The organism is Pseudomonas sp. ChxA (assembly GCF_030263855.1).
Taxonomy (GTDB): domain Bacteria; phylum Pseudomonadota; class Gammaproteobacteria; order Pseudomonadales; family Pseudomonadaceae; genus Aquipseudomonas; species Aquipseudomonas fluorescens_CB.
Genome location: NZ_JARPMK010000001.1, coordinates 1,751,750 through 1,768,029, shown reverse-complemented (window position 1 = coordinate 1,768,029; position 16,280 = coordinate 1,751,750). Strand labels below are relative to the sequence as shown.

At 57.5% G+C, this 16,280-nt stretch carries 12 protein-coding genes and 1 tRNA gene; 5 read left to right on the top strand and 8 right to left on the bottom strand.

Annotated elements, in window-relative coordinates:
• Positions 1-81: 81 nt before the first annotated feature.
• The gene (locus P5706_RS07915; RefSeq protein WP_285678915.1) at positions 82-654 is read right to left on the bottom strand and encodes a hypothetical protein; all 573 of its coding nucleotides are present in this window, start codon (positions 652-654) and stop codon (positions 82-84) included.
• Between the two features lie 507 nt (positions 655-1,161).
• Between P5706_RS07915 and P5706_RS07910 the strand changes: the two genes are divergently transcribed.
• A complete protein-coding gene (locus tag P5706_RS07910; protein WP_285678914.1) occupies positions 1,162-3,537 on the top strand; it encodes a membrane-bound PQQ-dependent dehydrogenase, glucose/quinate/shikimate family in 2,376 nt (791 codons plus the stop codon).
• 243 nt (positions 3,538-3,780) lie between these two features.
• On the opposite strand, the gene P5706_RS07905 is transcribed toward P5706_RS07910, so the two are convergent.
• Positions 3,781-3,870, bottom strand: a tRNA-Ser gene (locus P5706_RS07905).
• A 336-nt stretch (positions 3,871-4,206) separates the two neighbouring features.
• On the opposite strand from P5706_RS07905, the gene P5706_RS07900 reads away from it, so the two are divergent.
• The 3 genes from P5706_RS07900 to P5706_RS07890 all read left to right on the top strand — a co-directional run bounded on the left by P5706_RS07900 (position 4,207) and on the right by P5706_RS07890 (position 7,173).
• Complete coding sequence (locus P5706_RS07900) at positions 4,207-4,899, top strand: crotonase/enoyl-CoA hydratase family protein (RefSeq protein ID WP_017138321.1); 693 nt, start codon at positions 4,207-4,209, stop codon at positions 4,897-4,899.
• 428 nt (positions 4,900-5,327) lie between these two features.
• A complete protein-coding gene (locus P5706_RS07895) occupies positions 5,328-6,068 on the top strand; it encodes a lysophospholipid acyltransferase family protein (RefSeq protein WP_200432277.1) in 741 nt (246 codons plus the stop codon).
• Between the two features lie 133 nt (positions 6,069-6,201).
• Positions 6,202-7,173 carry a magnesium and cobalt transport protein CorA gene (locus P5706_RS07890; RefSeq protein ID WP_058420797.1) on the top strand — a complete coding sequence of 324 codons (972 nt, stop codon included), beginning with the start codon at positions 6,202-6,204 and terminating at the stop codon, positions 7,171-7,173.
• Here the strand turns inward: P5706_RS07890 and P5706_RS07885 are convergent.
• From P5706_RS07885 to P5706_RS07875, 3 genes are all read right to left on the bottom strand, one after another.
• Positions 7,170-7,895 carry an amidotransferase gene (locus P5706_RS07885; RefSeq protein WP_285678913.1) on the bottom strand — a complete coding sequence of 242 codons (726 nt, stop codon included), beginning with the start codon at positions 7,893-7,895 and terminating at the stop codon, positions 7,170-7,172. The genes P5706_RS07890 and P5706_RS07885 overlap by 4 nt on opposite strands.
• 215 nt (positions 7,896-8,110) lie before the next feature.
• The gene (locus tag P5706_RS07880) at positions 8,111-10,258 is read right to left on the bottom strand and encodes a 3-hydroxyacyl-CoA dehydrogenase NAD-binding domain-containing protein (RefSeq protein ID WP_285678912.1); all 2,148 of its coding nucleotides are present in this window, start codon (positions 10,256-10,258) and stop codon (positions 8,111-8,113) included.
• Positions 10,259-10,274: 16 nt separating this feature from the next.
• Positions 10,275-11,480: an acetyl-CoA C-acetyltransferase gene (locus tag P5706_RS07875; protein WP_200432274.1), complete on the bottom strand. Its 1,206-nt coding sequence runs from the start codon at positions 11,478-11,480 to the stop codon at positions 10,275-10,277.
• A gap of 648 nt (positions 11,481-12,128) precedes the next feature.
• On the opposite strand from P5706_RS07875, the gene P5706_RS07870 reads away from it, so the two are divergent.
• Entirely contained in the window at positions 12,129-12,935 is an 807-nt protein-coding gene (locus P5706_RS07870) for a c-type cytochrome (protein WP_285678910.1), read from the top strand.
• Positions 12,936-13,056: 121 nt separating this feature from the next.
• Here P5706_RS07870 and P5706_RS07865 read toward each other — a convergent pair whose 3' ends face one another.
• The 3 genes from P5706_RS07865 to P5706_RS07855 are packed head-to-tail and all read right to left on the bottom strand — an operon-like array spanning position 13,057 to position 16,220.
• Positions 13,057-13,860, bottom strand: a complete 804-nt coding sequence (locus P5706_RS07865) for a transglutaminase family protein (RefSeq protein WP_200432272.1) — start codon at positions 13,858-13,860, stop codon at positions 13,057-13,059.
• Complete coding sequence (locus tag P5706_RS07860; RefSeq protein ID WP_056861611.1) at positions 13,857-14,807, bottom strand: alpha-E domain-containing protein; 951 nt, start codon at positions 14,805-14,807, stop codon at positions 13,857-13,859. The genes P5706_RS07865 and P5706_RS07860 overlap by 4 nt, the downstream gene beginning before the upstream one ends.
• Before the next feature lie 3 nt (positions 14,808-14,810).
• Complete coding sequence (locus P5706_RS07855; RefSeq protein ID WP_285678909.1) at positions 14,811-16,220, bottom strand: circularly permuted type 2 ATP-grasp protein; 1,410 nt, start codon at positions 16,218-16,220, stop codon at positions 14,811-14,813.
• Between the last annotated feature and the right edge of the window lie 60 nt (positions 16,221-16,280).

Sequence of the window (16,280 nt, the reverse complement as noted above, 5' to 3'; positions counted from 1 at the left end):
TGCCGATTTTTTTGATCGGGATTTTCGCGTACAGAACGCTAGTTCCGCCGACGGTCATACAAGACAATTGCTGGGTGCGGTCTACGCGTTCAATGACGATCGGCTATGGTTACACGCCGCACACAAAACGTTGATTACGCTCAAACGGCCAATCTCAAAAAAGCACTTTCTCTTTTTGATTTCTTCAGCATTGATCAGTTGATCGCCTATTTTATAAGAGACGGCAGGCCGGGCAGTCGGACACGTGACCAAACCCTCATAATAACAACGGGCCTTATCATAATGACTGCAACTAATAAAACACTCAGCAAACTTACAGTTGCTACAATCAAATCCGCGCAAATAGGTAACATTTGAAAACGAGGTCTCACACTCACGATAGTGATTTTTAAACAGCCCACCCACTCCTTTTAAAGGCCTCTCATCAATACCAGCACGGTCAAAAAAATAGACGTCATCCTTATATTTTCGGTTTTTAAAATCAAGACCTTTAAAATTATTGCATTCAACATTCTTCGCGAAAACAAACTCGCTAAACCCTATATCTTCAGCACCTCGGCCAAGATGCTCCTGAGGAACAAAAAAATAAGCTTCCGAACAGTAGCTTACACACATAGCGAACATTGAAAAAAGCCTTAATCCAGCATAACCCACATTGAAAACCTCTTTAAAATATACGTCGGACCTAATAGAAAACCTGACAGTCGGCGTCGATGCCCTCACCTTCAGCAAACAACAAGAACTTTCAGACCTATCATCGAAAATTGCCCAACCACAACAAAACCGTAACGCCTAATTTAAATAACCATAATAGTTGAAGCGCTGGCCCAAGCTCGACCTCTGCCTATCGCAATTCCGCCATCGCAGTATATTCCAAACACAACCCGACAAAACACATCTTGATCAGCAAGAATTCGAAACGCAGAGTTTCATAATTGAAACGACGAGAACCCGCTAATTAATCCTCAGCCGTGAAACAATGCAAATGTCAAATAGCCATTTCTGCAATCACCCACTACTCGATACGGCTTGAACGCTCGTTAGCTTAATAAACTAAAACTCAACCTATTCATCGCATTACAACACTCGATTACTAAAGCGCAAGTTCACTAAGGCGCGATCGGTCTCCGACGCCTTACGTCCAACCTTAGGGGTAACCATATGCCTGCACTGTCAAGCAGTCCTACACGAATACAAGCTTTCGTAGCAGGGCTGGTTAGCTTCACCTTCCTGACCATGGGCTTTTTTTTGGTTTGGTTCGGGCTTGAACTCATTGATCTCGGAGGTGCTTACTATTACGCGCTTTATGGCGTATTCATGATAGCGATAGCTGTGCTATTGATACGACGCTCTGACATGACTGTAAAAGTATCTTTGGTGGGTACCGTTGCGACAGTTGCATGGGCCCTCTGGGAATCAGGAAATAATGCCTGGTATCTTTTCCCACGCATATTCACCCCCATCGCGGCCACACTAGCCATCGTACTGCTTCACTTATGGCTTCCTCGCATGGGCCCTAAAGCGTATAGGTCGCGCACTCACGTTGCTCTGGCCTCTGTCTTGACAGTTGCTATGTGCCTCAACTTCGGCAGTCTGTTCATCGTCCATGGAATTGCCAAAGATACCAACCCTGTGGCCGATGAATCACTCAGCGATGCCGGGCAACCGTGGACACAGTTTGCAGGCTCCAACGCGCGATACGGTCACGTCCCTTATAGCGAAATCAATCGTAAGAACGTAAAAAATCTCAAGATCGCTTGGATGTATCGCACTGGAGATATCGCTAAAGATGGCGCAGAAGATCAGAATACGCCACTGGAAGTAGACGGCACTGTTTATGTTTGCACGCCTGACGATAACGTTATCGCACTGGATGCTGACAGCGGATTAAAAAAATGGGAATTCAAGAGCGAAGCAAAATCACCCATTTGGCACCGGTGCAGAAGCTTGGCGTACGTGGACACTTCAAAAAACACTTTACGAGCACCTGCATCAGTGCCAACCGATGCTAACTGTGTTCACCGAATTGTATTGTCAACTTACGATAATCGCCTTATTGAGTTAGACGCTGAAAAAGGCACTACATGCAGCGGTTTCGGTAACGAGGGAAGCGTTGACCTCAAGACTGGTATGGGAGAAGTCTCACCTGGTTATTACATGCAAACCTCAGGGCCTACTCTGGTCGAAAACGGCATGATAATTATCGCCGGCTGGGTGTGGGACAACATGTCGGTTGACGAGCCCTCTGGAGTGGTCAGGGCGTTCGATGCGGTAGACGGTGCTCTTTTATGGGCATGGGATTTGGGTAACGCGCGCATCGACAAACTTCCACCCGCAGGTGAAAGCTACACACGAGGTACTCCAAACGTTTGGGCTTTTCCAACCGTCGATGAAAAATTGGGCTTGGTGTTCCTTCCTACGGGCAATTCGACTCCAGATTACTGGGGAGGAAAAAGAACCGCGGCGTCGGATGAATATAGCTCTTCTGTTGTCGCGGTTGATTATCGTACGGGAAAAGAAAGATGGCATTTTCAAACAACCCACCACGATGTGTGGGACTACGATGTGCCCGCGCATCCGAATTTGTACGACATACCGGGTAAACAGGGCGCTCCTGACATTCCCGCACTCATCCAGATCACCAAGCGCGGTGAGATCTTCATGCTGGACCGCAGAACAGGCGTGCCGTTGTCGCAAGTGGAAGAGAAACCCGTTCCCACTAACGATCCTGCGCAAGGAGAGCGCCTCTCTGCGACGCAACCCTACTCCGTAGCGATGCCGCAGATCCGTGGAGGAAAACTGCGGGAAGCGGACATGTGGGGAATGACGATGTTCGATCAGTTATTGTGCCGGATCGAATTCAAGAAATATCGATACCAGGGTGATTTCACTCCCCCCTCCGTAGAGGGCACACTCGTATATCCGGCAAATACAGGGGGCATGAATTGGGGCGGCGCCTCTCTAGATGAGAAGCGCCACTACTTGATTCTTAACGACACCCGTATCGTCATGTTATCGAAGCTGGTCCCCAGGGATCAGACGCCACTAAATGCTGGGGACGGTCACACGGGCTATGCCCCGCAGACAGGCACGCCTTTCGGCGTAATTAACCAATACCTCGTTTCCCCGCTGGGCGTGCCTTGCAACGCGCCATTGCTGGGCACCTTGACCGCAGTCGACCTTAGCACCCACAAAATCGCTTGGCAGGTTCCACTTGGCACGCCGGCTGACACCGGCCCGCTAGGACTGAAGACGCACCTATCGATGGAAACAGGAATGCCTTCAGTCGGCGGCTCCTTGACGACCGGCAGCGGGATAACCTTTTACAGTGGCACGCTGGACTACTACCTAAGAGCTTTCGACACAGATACAGGGCGCTTGCTCTGGAAAGGAAAGCTGCCTGTTGGAGGTCAAAGCACCCCAATGTCTTACTTATCCAAAAAGTCAGGTAAGCAATTTGTAGTGTTAACCGCCAGTGGATCTCGTGGTTCGCCTGATCGGGGAGATTACGTAATCGCATTCGCGCTGGATGAGTAACACGTGAATGGAGGGCTGGTTGTAGCTTGCTCAACTCGCGAAACAGCATGAGCCGAAACGAGCTTAGACAACTGATCTTTTGATAACAATGCAGAAGAAGCAGAACAGGGTAAAAACTAGTCTGCACGATGAAGCCTGGAGCCCTAAGGGTTCCAGGCTCAAACTACGCAAAAAATGAGTGAGGAAATAGAAACCACTGAATGCAAAAAGGCCCCGATAAACGGGGCCTTTAGGTACTTAATGTGGCGGTGAAGGAGAGATTCGAACTCTCGATACAATTTCTTGTATACACACTTTCCAGGCGTGCTCCTTAAGCCACTCGGACACTTCACCGTATCTCGTCAAACCAGTTCAGTCTGTCGAGGCGCGCTAATGTAGTCGAAAGCCTTTCTGATGGCAAAGGTTTTTTTCAGAATTTTCATGCGCTTAGAAGGTTATGCCGTGACTCGCTCGGTGAGGGGCGGTGAATCTGCCATTCTTGGGCATCGGTTGCGGGCGTCTGGCGCGGCGGCTGTGCGCTGCTGCGGGCCGTCTACCCTTGGGAATGCGGGAAAAGTCTGACTGTGTAGTCAGTCACGGCGCTTTACCGGGACGGGCGTGGTGGGTAACGTCTGCGCATGCGCTTCTATTAACAGCCTATCAATAACAATTCCTACAAGGAACCGCGTCATGAGTGAGTTGATTGCCTACCACCTCGAAGACGGTATCGCGACCCTGACCTTGAGCAACGGCAAGGTAAACGCCATTTCTCCAGCAGTGGTTGCTGAGTTCAACGCTGCGCTGGATCAGGCCGAGAAGGATCGGGCGGTGGTGATCATCACCGGCACGCCGGGGATTCTGTCGGGTGGTTATGATTTGAAGGTGATGACCGCCGGGCCTAAAGAAGCCATTGGCCTGGTGACGTCGGGTTCGACGTTGGCGCGGCGTCTGCTGTCGCACCCGTTCCCGGTGATTGTGGCGTGCCCTGGGCATGCGGTGGCCAAGGGTGCGTTCCTGCTGTTGTCGGCGGACTACCGGATTGGTGTGGAAGGTCCGTTCAGCATTGGCCTGAACGAAGTGGCGATCGGCATGACCATGCACCACGCCGGTATCGAGTTGGCGCGGGATCGTCTGCGTAAATCGGCGTTTCATCGTTCGGTGATCAATGCCGAGATGTTTGATCCGCAGGGCGCGTTGGGCGCTGGCTTCCTGGATAAGGTGGTGGCGCCGGAGGAGTTGCACGCAGCGGCCCTGGAGGCTGCGCGGCAGTTGAAGAAGATCAATATGAACGCCCACAAGCACACCAAGCTGAAGGTACGTAAGGCACTGCTGGAAGCCTTGGATGATGCAATCATTCAGGATCAGGGCCACAACCTGGGCTAATACCCTATAGCTGAGTAGCTATAGGCAACATCCGTTCTGAGCGGGCTGTTGTGGCGAGCGGGCTTGCCCCGCGTTGGGCTGCGTAGCGGCCCCAGTAAAGGCACTGAGGTTTCGCCTGAAAGAGCGCGGTGCCTGGTTTTGGGGCTGCTTCGCAGCCCAACGCGGGGCAAGCCCGCTCGCCACAGAAATAGGTGGCCCCATCAATAATTGTGTAGATACCCACAGCTGATGTGCCAAAGCCCGACCTTGAGTCGGGCTTTTTCTTACAAATAAATCCGAAACGTCTTTAGCCGCTCTAGTCGGGCTATGTCGGCATACGTTGAAACATGTGCTTAAACATCGCCCATCTCCTACGTCTGTAGGGGCAATTGCCGAATACAGTGCACATCCGTACACTGCGCCACCTTTTGTCCCGATGGGCTGTGTCGATGCTTTTTCTGTTACGTATGTTGTTGATGGGCCTGCACTTTATGGTCGCCGGGTTATTGGGCGTGCTGTTGGGTGTTTGTCGGCCGTTCAACCCGGACAACAGCCGCCTGTGCGCGCGCCTGTATGCGCTGCCTGCCATGCGTATCCTCGGTTTGAGCCTGAAGGCCGATGTCGACTCACTGCGTAACAAACCCGGCACCTGTGTGGTCATCGCCAACCATCAGTCCAACTATGACCTGTTTATATTCGGCAATGTGGTGCCCCATCGCACGGTGTGTATCGCTAAAAAGAGTCTGAAGTGGGTGCCGTTGTTCGGCCAGTTGTTCTGGCTGGCGGGCAATGTGTTGATTGACCGCGGCAATGCGCACAAGGCGCGCCGGGCGATGCTTACGACCACACAGACCTTGCAGCATGAGGACACCTCGATTTGGGTGTTCGCCGAAGGCACACGCAACTTGGGTAACGGCTTGCTGCCGTTCAAGAAGGGCGCGTTCCATATGGCGATTGCGGCTGGCGTACCTATTGTGCAGGTGTGCGCCAGCACTTACGTCAAGCATATGCAACTCAATCGCTGGAACAGCGGTGAGGTGCTCATACGCTCGTTGCCGCCGATTCCTACCGTCGGGCTGACTTCGGATGACATCCCCGCGTTGATGCAGACGTGTCAGGTGCAGATGGAGGCATGCATTGCCGAGATGGACCGTGAACTGCAAACCGCTTGGGCACCTGCGCCTTTGTGATTGATGGGGGCTTCGCCCCCAGCGCAAGCAAGCTTGCTCACCACAAAAAGCCGACCTCTGCACCGCAACAAGGGAACGCCATTCAGGCTAAGCTGCCCAACACCTGTCCTCCTAATAAGAAGCGATCAGCACCATGGGTAGAGTTGTTGCGGCAGCCGTTTACAGCGCCGGTAAGAAAGTCACGGATATCACCCTCGACGAAGGCGCCGCCTGGGCCGCCAAACCCGACCATTTTGTGTGGATCGGCCTGGAAGAGCCCAGCGCCCAGGAGCTGGCCAACCTGCAACGCCAGTTCAACCTGCATGAACTGGCCATCGAAGACGCCCTGGAAAAACACAGCCGCCCCAAGCTTGAAACCTTCGGCGATGCGCTGTTTATCGTCACCTACTCACCGGTGCGCGAGAACGGCAAGCTGGAGTTTATCGAGACCCATATCTTTGCCGGCAACGGCTACATCATCACCGCGCGCAACGGTCACTCGGCGTCCTACGGTTTTGTGCGCCAGCGCTGTGAGGCGCGGCCGTTGTTGCTGGAGCATGGGGAAGATTTCGTACTCTATGCGCTGCTGGATTTCGTCACCGAAAACTACCAGCCGGTGAGCGAAGCGATCCACGCCGAGATTGATGAGTTGGAACGCAACGTGCTGTGCAGTTCCCTGAGCGAGCGCGATATCCAGAACCTGCACGGCCTGCGCCGCGATGTGCTGCGGCTCAAACGGTATGTGGCGCCGATGGTGGAGATCAGCCAGGAGCTGCAGAAGCTCAGCTTCCCATTTATCGACAAGAATATGCGCCCGTACTTCCGTGATGTGCAGATCCACGTGACGCGGCAGATGGAAGACCTCACCACCCTGCGCGACATCGCCAGCCAGACCATCGAAATCGGTGTGTTACTGGAGGCTTCGCGGCAAAGCGTGGTGCAGCGCAAGTTCGCTGCGTGGGCGGCGATTCTGGCATTCCCCACGGCGGTGGCGGGGATTTATGGGATGAACTTCCAGAACATGCCCGAGCTGCAATGGCACTACGGCTATTTTGCGGTGCTCGGGTTTATTGCGGTGGGCTGCACGAGTTTGTGGGCCAGCTTTAAACGCTCGGGCTGGCTTTAAACCGCAGCCTCTGGCTTGTGGGCGACAAAGCGCATCATCCATTCCGCCACGGTGGCACCGTGGTGGTCACGCGCCAGGCTGGCCACGCCGTGGGTGTAGACCTTTTCGCCCAGGGTTGTCTGAAGAATCTCCAGTAACTCGCGGGAATAGTCGTGGATAAACTCCGGGTGGCCCTGGAAGCACAGCACCTGGTCTTCGATGTGGTACGCGGCATACGGGCAAAAATCGCTGGAGGCGATCACGGTGGCGTTGTCCGGCAGCGTGGTGACTTGGTCTTGATGGCTGATCAGCAAGGTCAGTTCTTCCACCACCGGGCTCATCCATGGCGCCTTGGCGTTGAGCTTGTAGTCGTGGATGCCCATGCCCCAGCCTTGGCTGGCGCGTTCGGTCTTGCCGCCGAGCAGCAGCGCGAGTAGCTGGTGGCCGAAACACACGCCCAGCAGCTTGTCGCCACGCTCATAGCGCTCCAGCACGTAGGTTTTGAGGATCTGGATCCATGGGTCGGTGCCGAAGGAGTCGGCCTTGCTGCCGGTGATCAGGTAGGCGTCAAACACCTCGTCAGCAGGCGGGTATTCGCCCTGCACCACGTTGTAGATGACGAATTCGGCGGCAATCGGTTGCTTGGAGAACAGGCGCTTGAACATCTGCCCGTACCCTTGGTATTGATCGATCAAGCCTGGACGCAGGATATCGGTTTCCAGGATACAGACGCGTAGCGACATAAAAAATACCTGACACGGTGATGGGAATAATGCACAGCCCAGAGCCTGCCTTGAAACACCCCAGCAAAGCAAGTCCCGCCGCGTGACTACCTGTGGGAGCGGGCTTGCCCGCGATAGTGGTGTGTCAGCCACTGCAAATATCGGCTGATATGACGCTATCGCGGGCAAGCCCGCTCCCACAGGGGTTCTCCATCATTCAAAACAGGGCGGTTTGATCAGGCAAATAGTTCACCCCGTGCAGCCTTCTCAAGCAACAACACTGGCGGCGAGAACCGTTCGCCATATTGCTCCGCCAAATAGCGTGCCCGGGCAATGAAGTCGTTCAGGCCATACTGGTTGATAAACTGCAGCGCGCCGCCACTCCACGCGGCAAAGCCAATGCCGAAGATCGAGCCGACGTTGGCATCCGCCGTGGACATCAACACGCCCTCCTCCACGCACCGCACGGTTTCAATCGCCTGGATAAACAGTAAACGGTCGCGCACATCCTGCGCTGAGATCTGTTTGCCGGGTTGTTCAAAGCGAGTTTTCAGCTCGGGCCACAGATGCTTGTGCCCGCCTGCGGGGTAGTCGTAAAAACCGCCCCCTGCCGCCTTGCCCGTGCGTTTGTACTCATTCACCAACAGATCGATCACAGCCGTCGCCGGGTGAGCCGGAACTTGCTTGCCTTCGGCTTGCAGATCCTTCGCCGTCTGCTGTCGGATATGGCTCATCAAGCTGAGGGACACTTCATCCGACACCGCCAACGGCCCCACCGGCATGCCGGCCTTGCGCGCTTCGGTTTCGATCATCGGCGCCGCCACACCTTCGCCGAGCATGGCGATGCCTTCATTGGTGAAGGTGCCGAACACCCGCGAGGTGAAGAAGCCGCGGCTGTCGTTGACCACGATCGGGGTTTTCTTGATTTGCAGTACGAAATCAAAACTTCGGGCCAGGGTTTCGTCGCGGGTCTGGGCGCCCTTGATGATTTCCACCAGCGGCATCTTGTCGACGGGGCTGAAGAAATGCAGGCCGATGAATTTGCCTTGATCGGGCACCGCTGTCGCCAGGCCACTGATGGGCAAGGTGGAGGTGTTGGAGGCGATCACCGCCTCGCTGCCGACCACGCTTTGCGCCGCCGCCGTGACTTTGGCTTTGAGTTCACGGTCCTCATACACCGCTTCGATGATCAGGTCGCAGCCGGCCAGGTCGGCATCGGAGGCCGTAGGATGAATCCGCGCCAAGGTGCTTTCGCGCTGTTCGGCGGTCAATTGCCCACGGCTGACTTTCTTGTCCAGCAGCGCGGCAGAATGCGCCTTGCCCTTCTCGGCAGCCGCCTGATTAATGTCCTTTAGCACCACCTCGACGCCCGCACAGGCACTCACATACGCAATGCCTGCGCCCATCATCCCGGCGCCCAGCACGCCGACCTTACGCGTGACATAAGGGGCAAAACCTTTGGGCCGTGAGCTGCCGGCGTTGATCTCATTGAGTTGGAACCAGAAGGTGCCGATCATGTTTTTCGCCACTTGCCCGGTGACCAGCTCGGTGAAGTAGCGGGTTTCGATCAGGTGCGCGGTGTCGAAATCGACCTGGGCGCCTTCTACCGCCGCACAGAGGATTTTCTCCGGCGCGGGGAAGCAGCCATTGGTTTTACTGCGCAAAATCGACGGCGCGATGGCCAGCATCTGCGCAACTTTTGGATTTGACGGCGTGCCGCCGGGGATCTGGTAGCCCTTGTTGTCCCACGGTTGTTTGGCCTCGGGATTGGCCAAAATCCAGGCGCGGGACTTGGCCAGCAGCTCATCGCGATCCGCCGCCAGCTCATTGATCAAACCCGCCTGCAATGCCTGCTGCGGGCGTACTTTTTTACCTTCCAGCAAGTACGGCAAGGCCTTTTCCAGCCCGAGCATGCGCACCATGCGCACTACGCCGCCACCGCCCGGCAACAGGCCCAGGGTGACTTCCGGCAGGCCAAGCTGGGTAGATTTGTCATCCAGCGCAACGCGGTAATGACACGCCAGGCAAATCTCCCAACCGCCGCCCAGCGCTGCGCCATTGATCGCGGCCACCACCGGTTTACCGAGAGTTTCCAGGCGCCGCAGTTGCGCCTTCAACACCAGCACGCTGTCGTAGAAAGCCTTGGCTTGAGCTTTGTCGACTTTGATCAGTTCATTGAGGTCGCCACCGGCGAAGAAGGTCTTCTTCGCTGAGGTGATAACGACGCCGGCGATGTCGGCCTTTTCCGCCTCAAGACGTGTGACAGTGGCCGCCATGGCCTCGCGGTACACACCGTTCATGGTGTTGGCGCTCTGGCCGGGCATGTCGAGGGTCAGCACCACAATCTGGTCCTGGCCTTTTTCGTAACGAATGGCTTCGGTCATGACAAATTCCTTGGGCTCAGAGGCGTTCGATGATGGTGGCGATGCCCATGCCACCGCCGACACACAGGGTGGCCAGGCCGTAGCGCTGCTGGCGCACTTCCAGCGCGTCGAGCAGGGTGCCGAGGATCGCGCAGCCGGTGGCGCCCAGCGGGTGGCCCATGGCGATGGAGCCGCCGTTGACGTTGACTCGGGCGGCGTCGATGCCCATGTCTTTGATGAACTTGAGAACTACAGAAGCAAACGCTTCGTTGACTTCGAACAGGTCGATGTCTTCAACGCGCAGACCAGCTTTGGCCAAGGCCTTGCGCGTCGCCGGTGCGGGGCCGGTGAGCATGATGGTCGGGTCGGTGCTGGTCACCGCCGTAGCGACGATGCGCGCCCGTGGTTGCAGGCCCAGTTCACGGCCCTTGGCCTCGGAGCCGATCAGCATCAACGCAGCGCCGTCGACAATGCCGGAACTGTTGCCCGGCGTGTGTACATGGTGGATTCGCTCCACATGGCTGTAGACCCGCAGCGCGGTGGCGTCGAAACCCATCTGGCCCATCATTTCGAAACTTGGCTTGAGCTTGCCGAGGCCTTCGAGGGTGGAGTCACCGCGGATAAATTCATCATGGTCCAACAGCACGATGCCGTTCTGATCCTGCACCGCAATCAGCGACTTGTTGAAGGAACCGTCTGCACGAGCCCTGGCCGCTTTCTGCTGGGAATGTAGGGCGAAGGTGTCGACGTCCTGGCGGGTGAAGCCTTCGAGTGTCGCGATCAGGTCCGCGCCGATGCCTTGCGGCGTGAAGTGGCTGTGCAGATTGGTCTGCGGGTCGAGCACCCAGGCGCCGCCGTCGCTGCCCATGGGCACGCGGGACATGGACTCGACACCGCCGACCACCACCAGGTCTTCGAACCCCGAGCGCACTTTCATTGCGCCAAGGTTCACCGCTTCCAGGCCCGAAGCGCAGAAGCGATTGATCTGCACGCCAGCGACGCTGATGTCCCAGTCGGCCACCAGCGCAGCGGTCTTGGCGATGTCGGCGCCCTGGTCGCCCACCGGGGTGACGCAGCCGAGGACGATGTCATCCACCTGGCGCGTGTCGAGGTCGCTGCGTTGCGCCAGCGCCGTCAGCAGGCCCGCCACCAGGTTGACCGGTTTGACGCTGTGCAGGGCACCATCGGCCTTGCCTTTGCCACGGGGCGTACGTATCGCATCAAAGATCAAAGCTTGGGTCATGACATCCTCGAGCAGCCAGTGCGTGTGTGCCTACCTTCAGGCCCGATTGACACGGTTTCAATGACCGATGCGCTCATTGCTTTTGACCCCCTCGCTCGGACGAACGGTAGGCAGCTATGGGAAACCGCTGATTAATCGTTTTAGCTGTCTAGCTTCGGGGCTGGCGCGAAGGTGGCAATAAGCCTCATGCCGTTTTTAGCGCAAATAATGATTAGCTGATATGAAATGGATCTAAGCCGCAAAGAACGAGGGCTCTAAGGTTGAATCAGTAGGAAGTTGCTGCCGGGTTTTGCTGGAGCAACTGTAAGAAAAGTGCAACGTCACGTCGCGATACTGAAATACATCGGCACGCATTTGACGCTCAGGAATAACAACAAAAGGCAGTCAGCCATGTTTAAACATTCGAAAGTACGTCAGGCGGGACTTATTCTGTTCGCCACCACACTGATTCTGATCTTGCCCAATTTAACCAAGGTTATCGGGTGACGATTCAGCCTCCAGATTCCGTGCACACACAGCACCAGGACTGCAGCTTTTGGCAGCACCTGCCGGGACATTGCGCATAGCGGTCCTGTTGCAGGGGCTGTCTTTTTGCGCGCAGATTTCCGGTATCGTGGGCGCCACCGCCACCTTGAACCGGGCTCTCCCTTGAAACCGATCCTTGCCTTCCTCGCTTTGCTGTTAGCCCTGCCGGCAACGGCCGCGCAATTGACCATCGAACTCGAGCACACCCGCAAGACCTGGCAGACCGCTGACCTGCTCAAGCACCCGGATGCGCAGACGGTGCAGATCGTCGATGACGTTTCCTACAAACGCACTATGACCTATCGCGCCGTGCCACTGGCCTCTCTCCTACCGGGCCTCAAGCCCGAGAACCATCTGCAAGCCGTGGCCCTGGATGGGTTCGCCGCAGAACTGACAGCCGCGCCGCTGCTGGAAAAACACGGCGCCCGCGCCTGGTTGGCAGTGGAGGACCCGGCCCAGCCGTGGCCAGCGCTGGCAGACGGCAAACCGAGTGCCGGGCCGTTCTATCTGGTATGGACCGACCCGCAGGCCGGGCATATCAGCCCTGAACAGTGGCCGTTCCAGGTGTCCGCGATCAAGCAATTGAAGACGGTGGCTGAACGCTTCCCGGCGCTGTTGCCAGACCCGAAACTGGCGGCGAACGACCCGGTGAACCAGGGCTTTGCGCTGTTCCAGAAGAATTGCCTGGCGTGTCATCGGCTCAATGGCGCCGGCGACGCGCAGGTGGGGCCGGACCTGAATGTTCCCTACAACCCCACCGAGTATTTCAGCGCGGATTTCCTCAAGCGTTATATCCGCGACCCGCAGAGTTTGCGGCATTGGCCACAGGCGAAGATGCCGGCGTTCAGCGCCAGTGTGTTGCCCGATGGCGAGTTGGATTTGCTGGTGGGGTACTTGAAGCATATGGCGGGGCGTAAACAGCAACCCTAAGCCCATCACAAATCCAATGTGGGAGCTGGCTTGCCTGCGATAGCGGTGGGTCAGCTACACCTGTGCTGGCTGGCAGACCGCTATCGCAGGCAAGCCAGCTCCCACACTGAAAGTGCTGTGCCTATTGCTGCTGCACCGAAATCACCGGCGTCGGCGCAACAAACACCTTGGCATGCATCTGCTCATGCCCACCGCCTCTGCGCATGCCGCGCACCGGGCAGGCGTCGAGGTAATCCAGACCCACCGCCAGCTTCAAATGCCGCTCCGGTCGGGCCAGTTGGTTGGTCACATCAAAGCTGTACCAGGCGTCATCCAGCCAGGCTTCGGCCCAGGCGTGGCTGGCCAGGTGCGTGCTGTCTTCGGTGTACAAATACCCCGACACATACCGCGCAGGAATCCCCAGGCTGCGTGCGCAGGCCAGGAACGCGTGGGTGTGGTCCTGGCACACGCCCGCCCGACCGGCAAAGGCTTGGGCGGCGCAGGTGTCGACTTCGGTGGCGCCCGGCGTGTAGACCATGGAATGGTTGAGCGCGTGCATCAGGTCGATCAACGCGCTGCGGTCGCGACGTTGATGGCAGTGCTGTTGTGCAAACCCAAGCAAGGCCTCATCAGGTTCTGTCAGGCGCGTGCTGCGCAGAAACGGAAACGCTGACTGGCTCTCGTGTTCCGCCTCGCGCAACTCGTCGATATCCACCTGGCCACGGGCGCCAATGATGATTGCATCGTGGGGCTCATCCAGGGTCAGCACGTGCAGGATATTGCCGAACGGGTCGACTTGCGCGCGCACCGGGCGCGGCAAATCCAACTGCCAACTGATCACATGCTGGCGCTCGCTGTCGTGGGGCGTAAGGCGCAGGTACTGAATGCTGGCGCGCACCTGGTCTTCGTAGTGGTAGGTGGTTTCGTGGCTGATGGAGAGTCTCATGCGGCCTCCAGGTAGGAACTGTAGATGGCGTCGCCCAACTGGCGCACCAAGGGGATAAAGTCGGTCAGCCAGGCGTGCAGGCCTTCCTCGAGAATTTCGTCAATCGCGGTAAAGCGCAGGCGCGCGTCCATTTCGGCGGCCAGGCGCTGGGCCGGACGGCCATTGATGCCAGGCAGGCTGGCGAGGATCTGGTCGATCTCTTCGCTGCACGCCCTTAGTGAGCGCGGGACGTCGGCGCGCAGCAACAGTAGTTCAGCCACTTGCCGGGCGCCGGGCGCGTCGCGATAGATTTCGGTATAGGCCTCGAACGACGACAGGGCGCGCAGCAAGGCGCTCCACTGATAGTAGGCGTGGGCCGTGCCGTCGGTGACGGCGGCGGCTTGGTCACCGGCCATTTCGTAGCGCGCATCGAGCAGGCGCAAGGTGTTATCGGCACGCTCGATAAAGGTGCCCAGGCGAATAAAGCGAAACGCGTCGTTACGCATGATGGTGCCGTAGGTAGCGCCGCGGAACAGGTGCGAGCGCTCCTTGACCCATTCACAAAACCGGCTCATGCCGTAACGACTCAGCCCTTGCCGGGCGATATCGCGAATATCCAGCCAGGTGGCGTTAATGTTTTCCCACATGTCAGCAGTAATCCGCCCACGTACGGCATGGGCGCTGGCCCGCGCGGCGCCGAGGCAGCTGTAGATACTCGCGGGGTTGGCCGCGTCCAGCGCGAAAAAGTGCAGCAGGCGCTCGGCATGCAACTCGCCGTGACGCGCGTGGTAATCGTCCAGAGTGCCGGTGATCAGCAGCGGCATGGCCAGTTCATGCAAGCCATCACCGCGCCCGTCCTGGGGCATCAGCGACAGCGAATAGCTGACATCGAGCATGCGCGCGAGGTTTTCCGCACGCTCCAGGTAGCGCGACATCCAGTACAAATCCGAGGCAGTTCTACTCAACATGGTTTAATCCTCGACCACCCAGGTGTCTTTGGTGCCGCCGCCCTGGGACGAGTTGACCACCAGCGAACCTTGGCGCAGCGCCACGCGGGTCAGGCCACCGGGGACCACGCGGGTTTCCTTGCCGGACAACACGAATGGGCGCAGGTCGATATGCCGTGGCGCGATGCCGTTTTCAACAAAGGTCGGGCAGGTGGATAAACACAGGGTCGGCTGGGCGATGTAAGCGTGGGGCTTGGCCTTGATGCGCGCGCGGAAGGCTTCGATTTCAGCCGCCGTAGAGGCCGGCCCCACCAGCATGCCGTAGCCGCCGGAGCCTTGGGTTTCCTTGACCACCAAATCCGGCAGGTTGGCCAGCACGTGGGACAATTCATCGGGCTTGCGGCATTGAAAGGTCGGCACGTTCTGCAGGATCGGTTCTTCATCCAGGTAAAAACGGATCATCTCGGTAACGAACGGATACACCGATTTGTCATCCGCCACCCCAGTGCCGATCGCATTGGCCAGCACCACATTGCCCGAGCGGTACGCCGCCAGCAGGCCGGGCACGCCGAGCATCGAGTCGGGGTTGAAGGCCAGCGGGTCGAGGAATGCATCGTCGAGGCGACGGTAGATCACGTCCACCGCCTTGGGGCCGTCGGTGGTGCGCATGAACACACGGTCATCACGCACGAACAGGTCGGCGCCCTCCACCAGTTCCACGCCCATTTCACGGGCTAAAAAAGCATGCTCGAAAAACGCGCTGTTAAAACGCCCCGGCGTCAGCACCACCACGCTGGGGTTATCCAGTGGGCTTGAGCTTTTGAGGGTGTCGAGCAGCAGGTTGGGATAATGGTCGATGGGCGCAATGCGCTGGGCCGCAAACAGTTCTGGGAACAGGCGCATCATCATCTTGCGGTCTTCGAGCATGTAGCTGACGCCACTTGGCGTGCGCAAATTGTCTTCCAGCACGTAGTACGTGCCGTCACCATCGCGTACGAGGTCGACACCGGAGATGTGCGAATACAGATCGCGGTGCAGGTTCAAGCCCTGCATGGCCAGTTGGTATTGGTCATTGGCCAGCACTTGTTCGGCGGGGATGATGCCGGCCTTGATGATGCGTTGCTCGTGGTACAGGTCGGCCAGGAACATGTTCAGTGCCTTGACCCGTTGAATACAGCCACGCTCAATGATCTGCCACTCACTCGCGGGAATGCTGCGCGGGATGGTGTCAAACGGAATCAGGCGCTCGGTGCCCTGCTCGTCTCCGTACAGCGTGAAGGTGATGCCGGCGCGGTGGAACAGCAAATCGGCCTCACGCCGACGCTGCGCCAGCAATTCGGCCGGCGTGTCGGCCAACCAGCGGGCGAACTCGCGGTAATGGGGCCGGACCTGCCCTGCCCCGTCGTACATTTCATCGTAATAAGTGCGGGTCATGCCGTACTCCTTGTCACTCGGACGCATGCAGTGTTGCAAGGCCCGCGCCATCGGCATAAA

Coding starts and splice junctions, on each gene's coding strand:
- P5706_RS07910 (WP_285678914.1), top strand. CDS start 1,162: ATGCCTGCACTGTCAAGCAGTCCTACACGAATACAAGCTTTCGTAGCA.
- P5706_RS07900 (WP_017138321.1), top strand. CDS start 4,207: ATGAGTGAGTTGATTGCCTACCACCTCGAAGACGGTATCGCGACCCTG.
- P5706_RS07895 (WP_200432277.1), top strand. CDS start 5,328: ATGCTTTTTCTGTTACGTATGTTGTTGATGGGCCTGCACTTTATGGTC.
- P5706_RS07890 (WP_058420797.1), top strand. CDS start 6,202: ATGGGTAGAGTTGTTGCGGCAGCCGTTTACAGCGCCGGTAAGAAAGTC.
- P5706_RS07885 (WP_285678913.1), bottom strand. CDS start 7,895: ATGTCGCTACGCGTCTGTATCCTGGAAACCGATATCCTGCGTCCAGGC.
- P5706_RS07880 (WP_285678912.1), bottom strand. CDS start 10,258: ATGACCGAAGCCATTCGTTACGAAAAAGGCCAGGACCAGATTGTGGTG.
- P5706_RS07875 (WP_200432274.1), bottom strand. CDS start 11,480: ATGACCCAAGCTTTGATCTTTGATGCGATACGTACGCCCCGTGGCAAA.
- P5706_RS07865 (WP_200432272.1), bottom strand. CDS start 13,860: ATGAGACTCTCCATCAGCCACGAAACCACCTACCACTACGAAGACCAG.
- P5706_RS07860 (WP_056861611.1), bottom strand. CDS start 14,807: ATGTTGAGTAGAACTGCCTCGGATTTGTACTGGATGTCGCGCTACCTG.
- P5706_RS07855 (WP_285678909.1), bottom strand. CDS start 16,220: ATGACCCGCACTTATTACGATGAAATGTACGACGGGGCAGGGCAGGTC.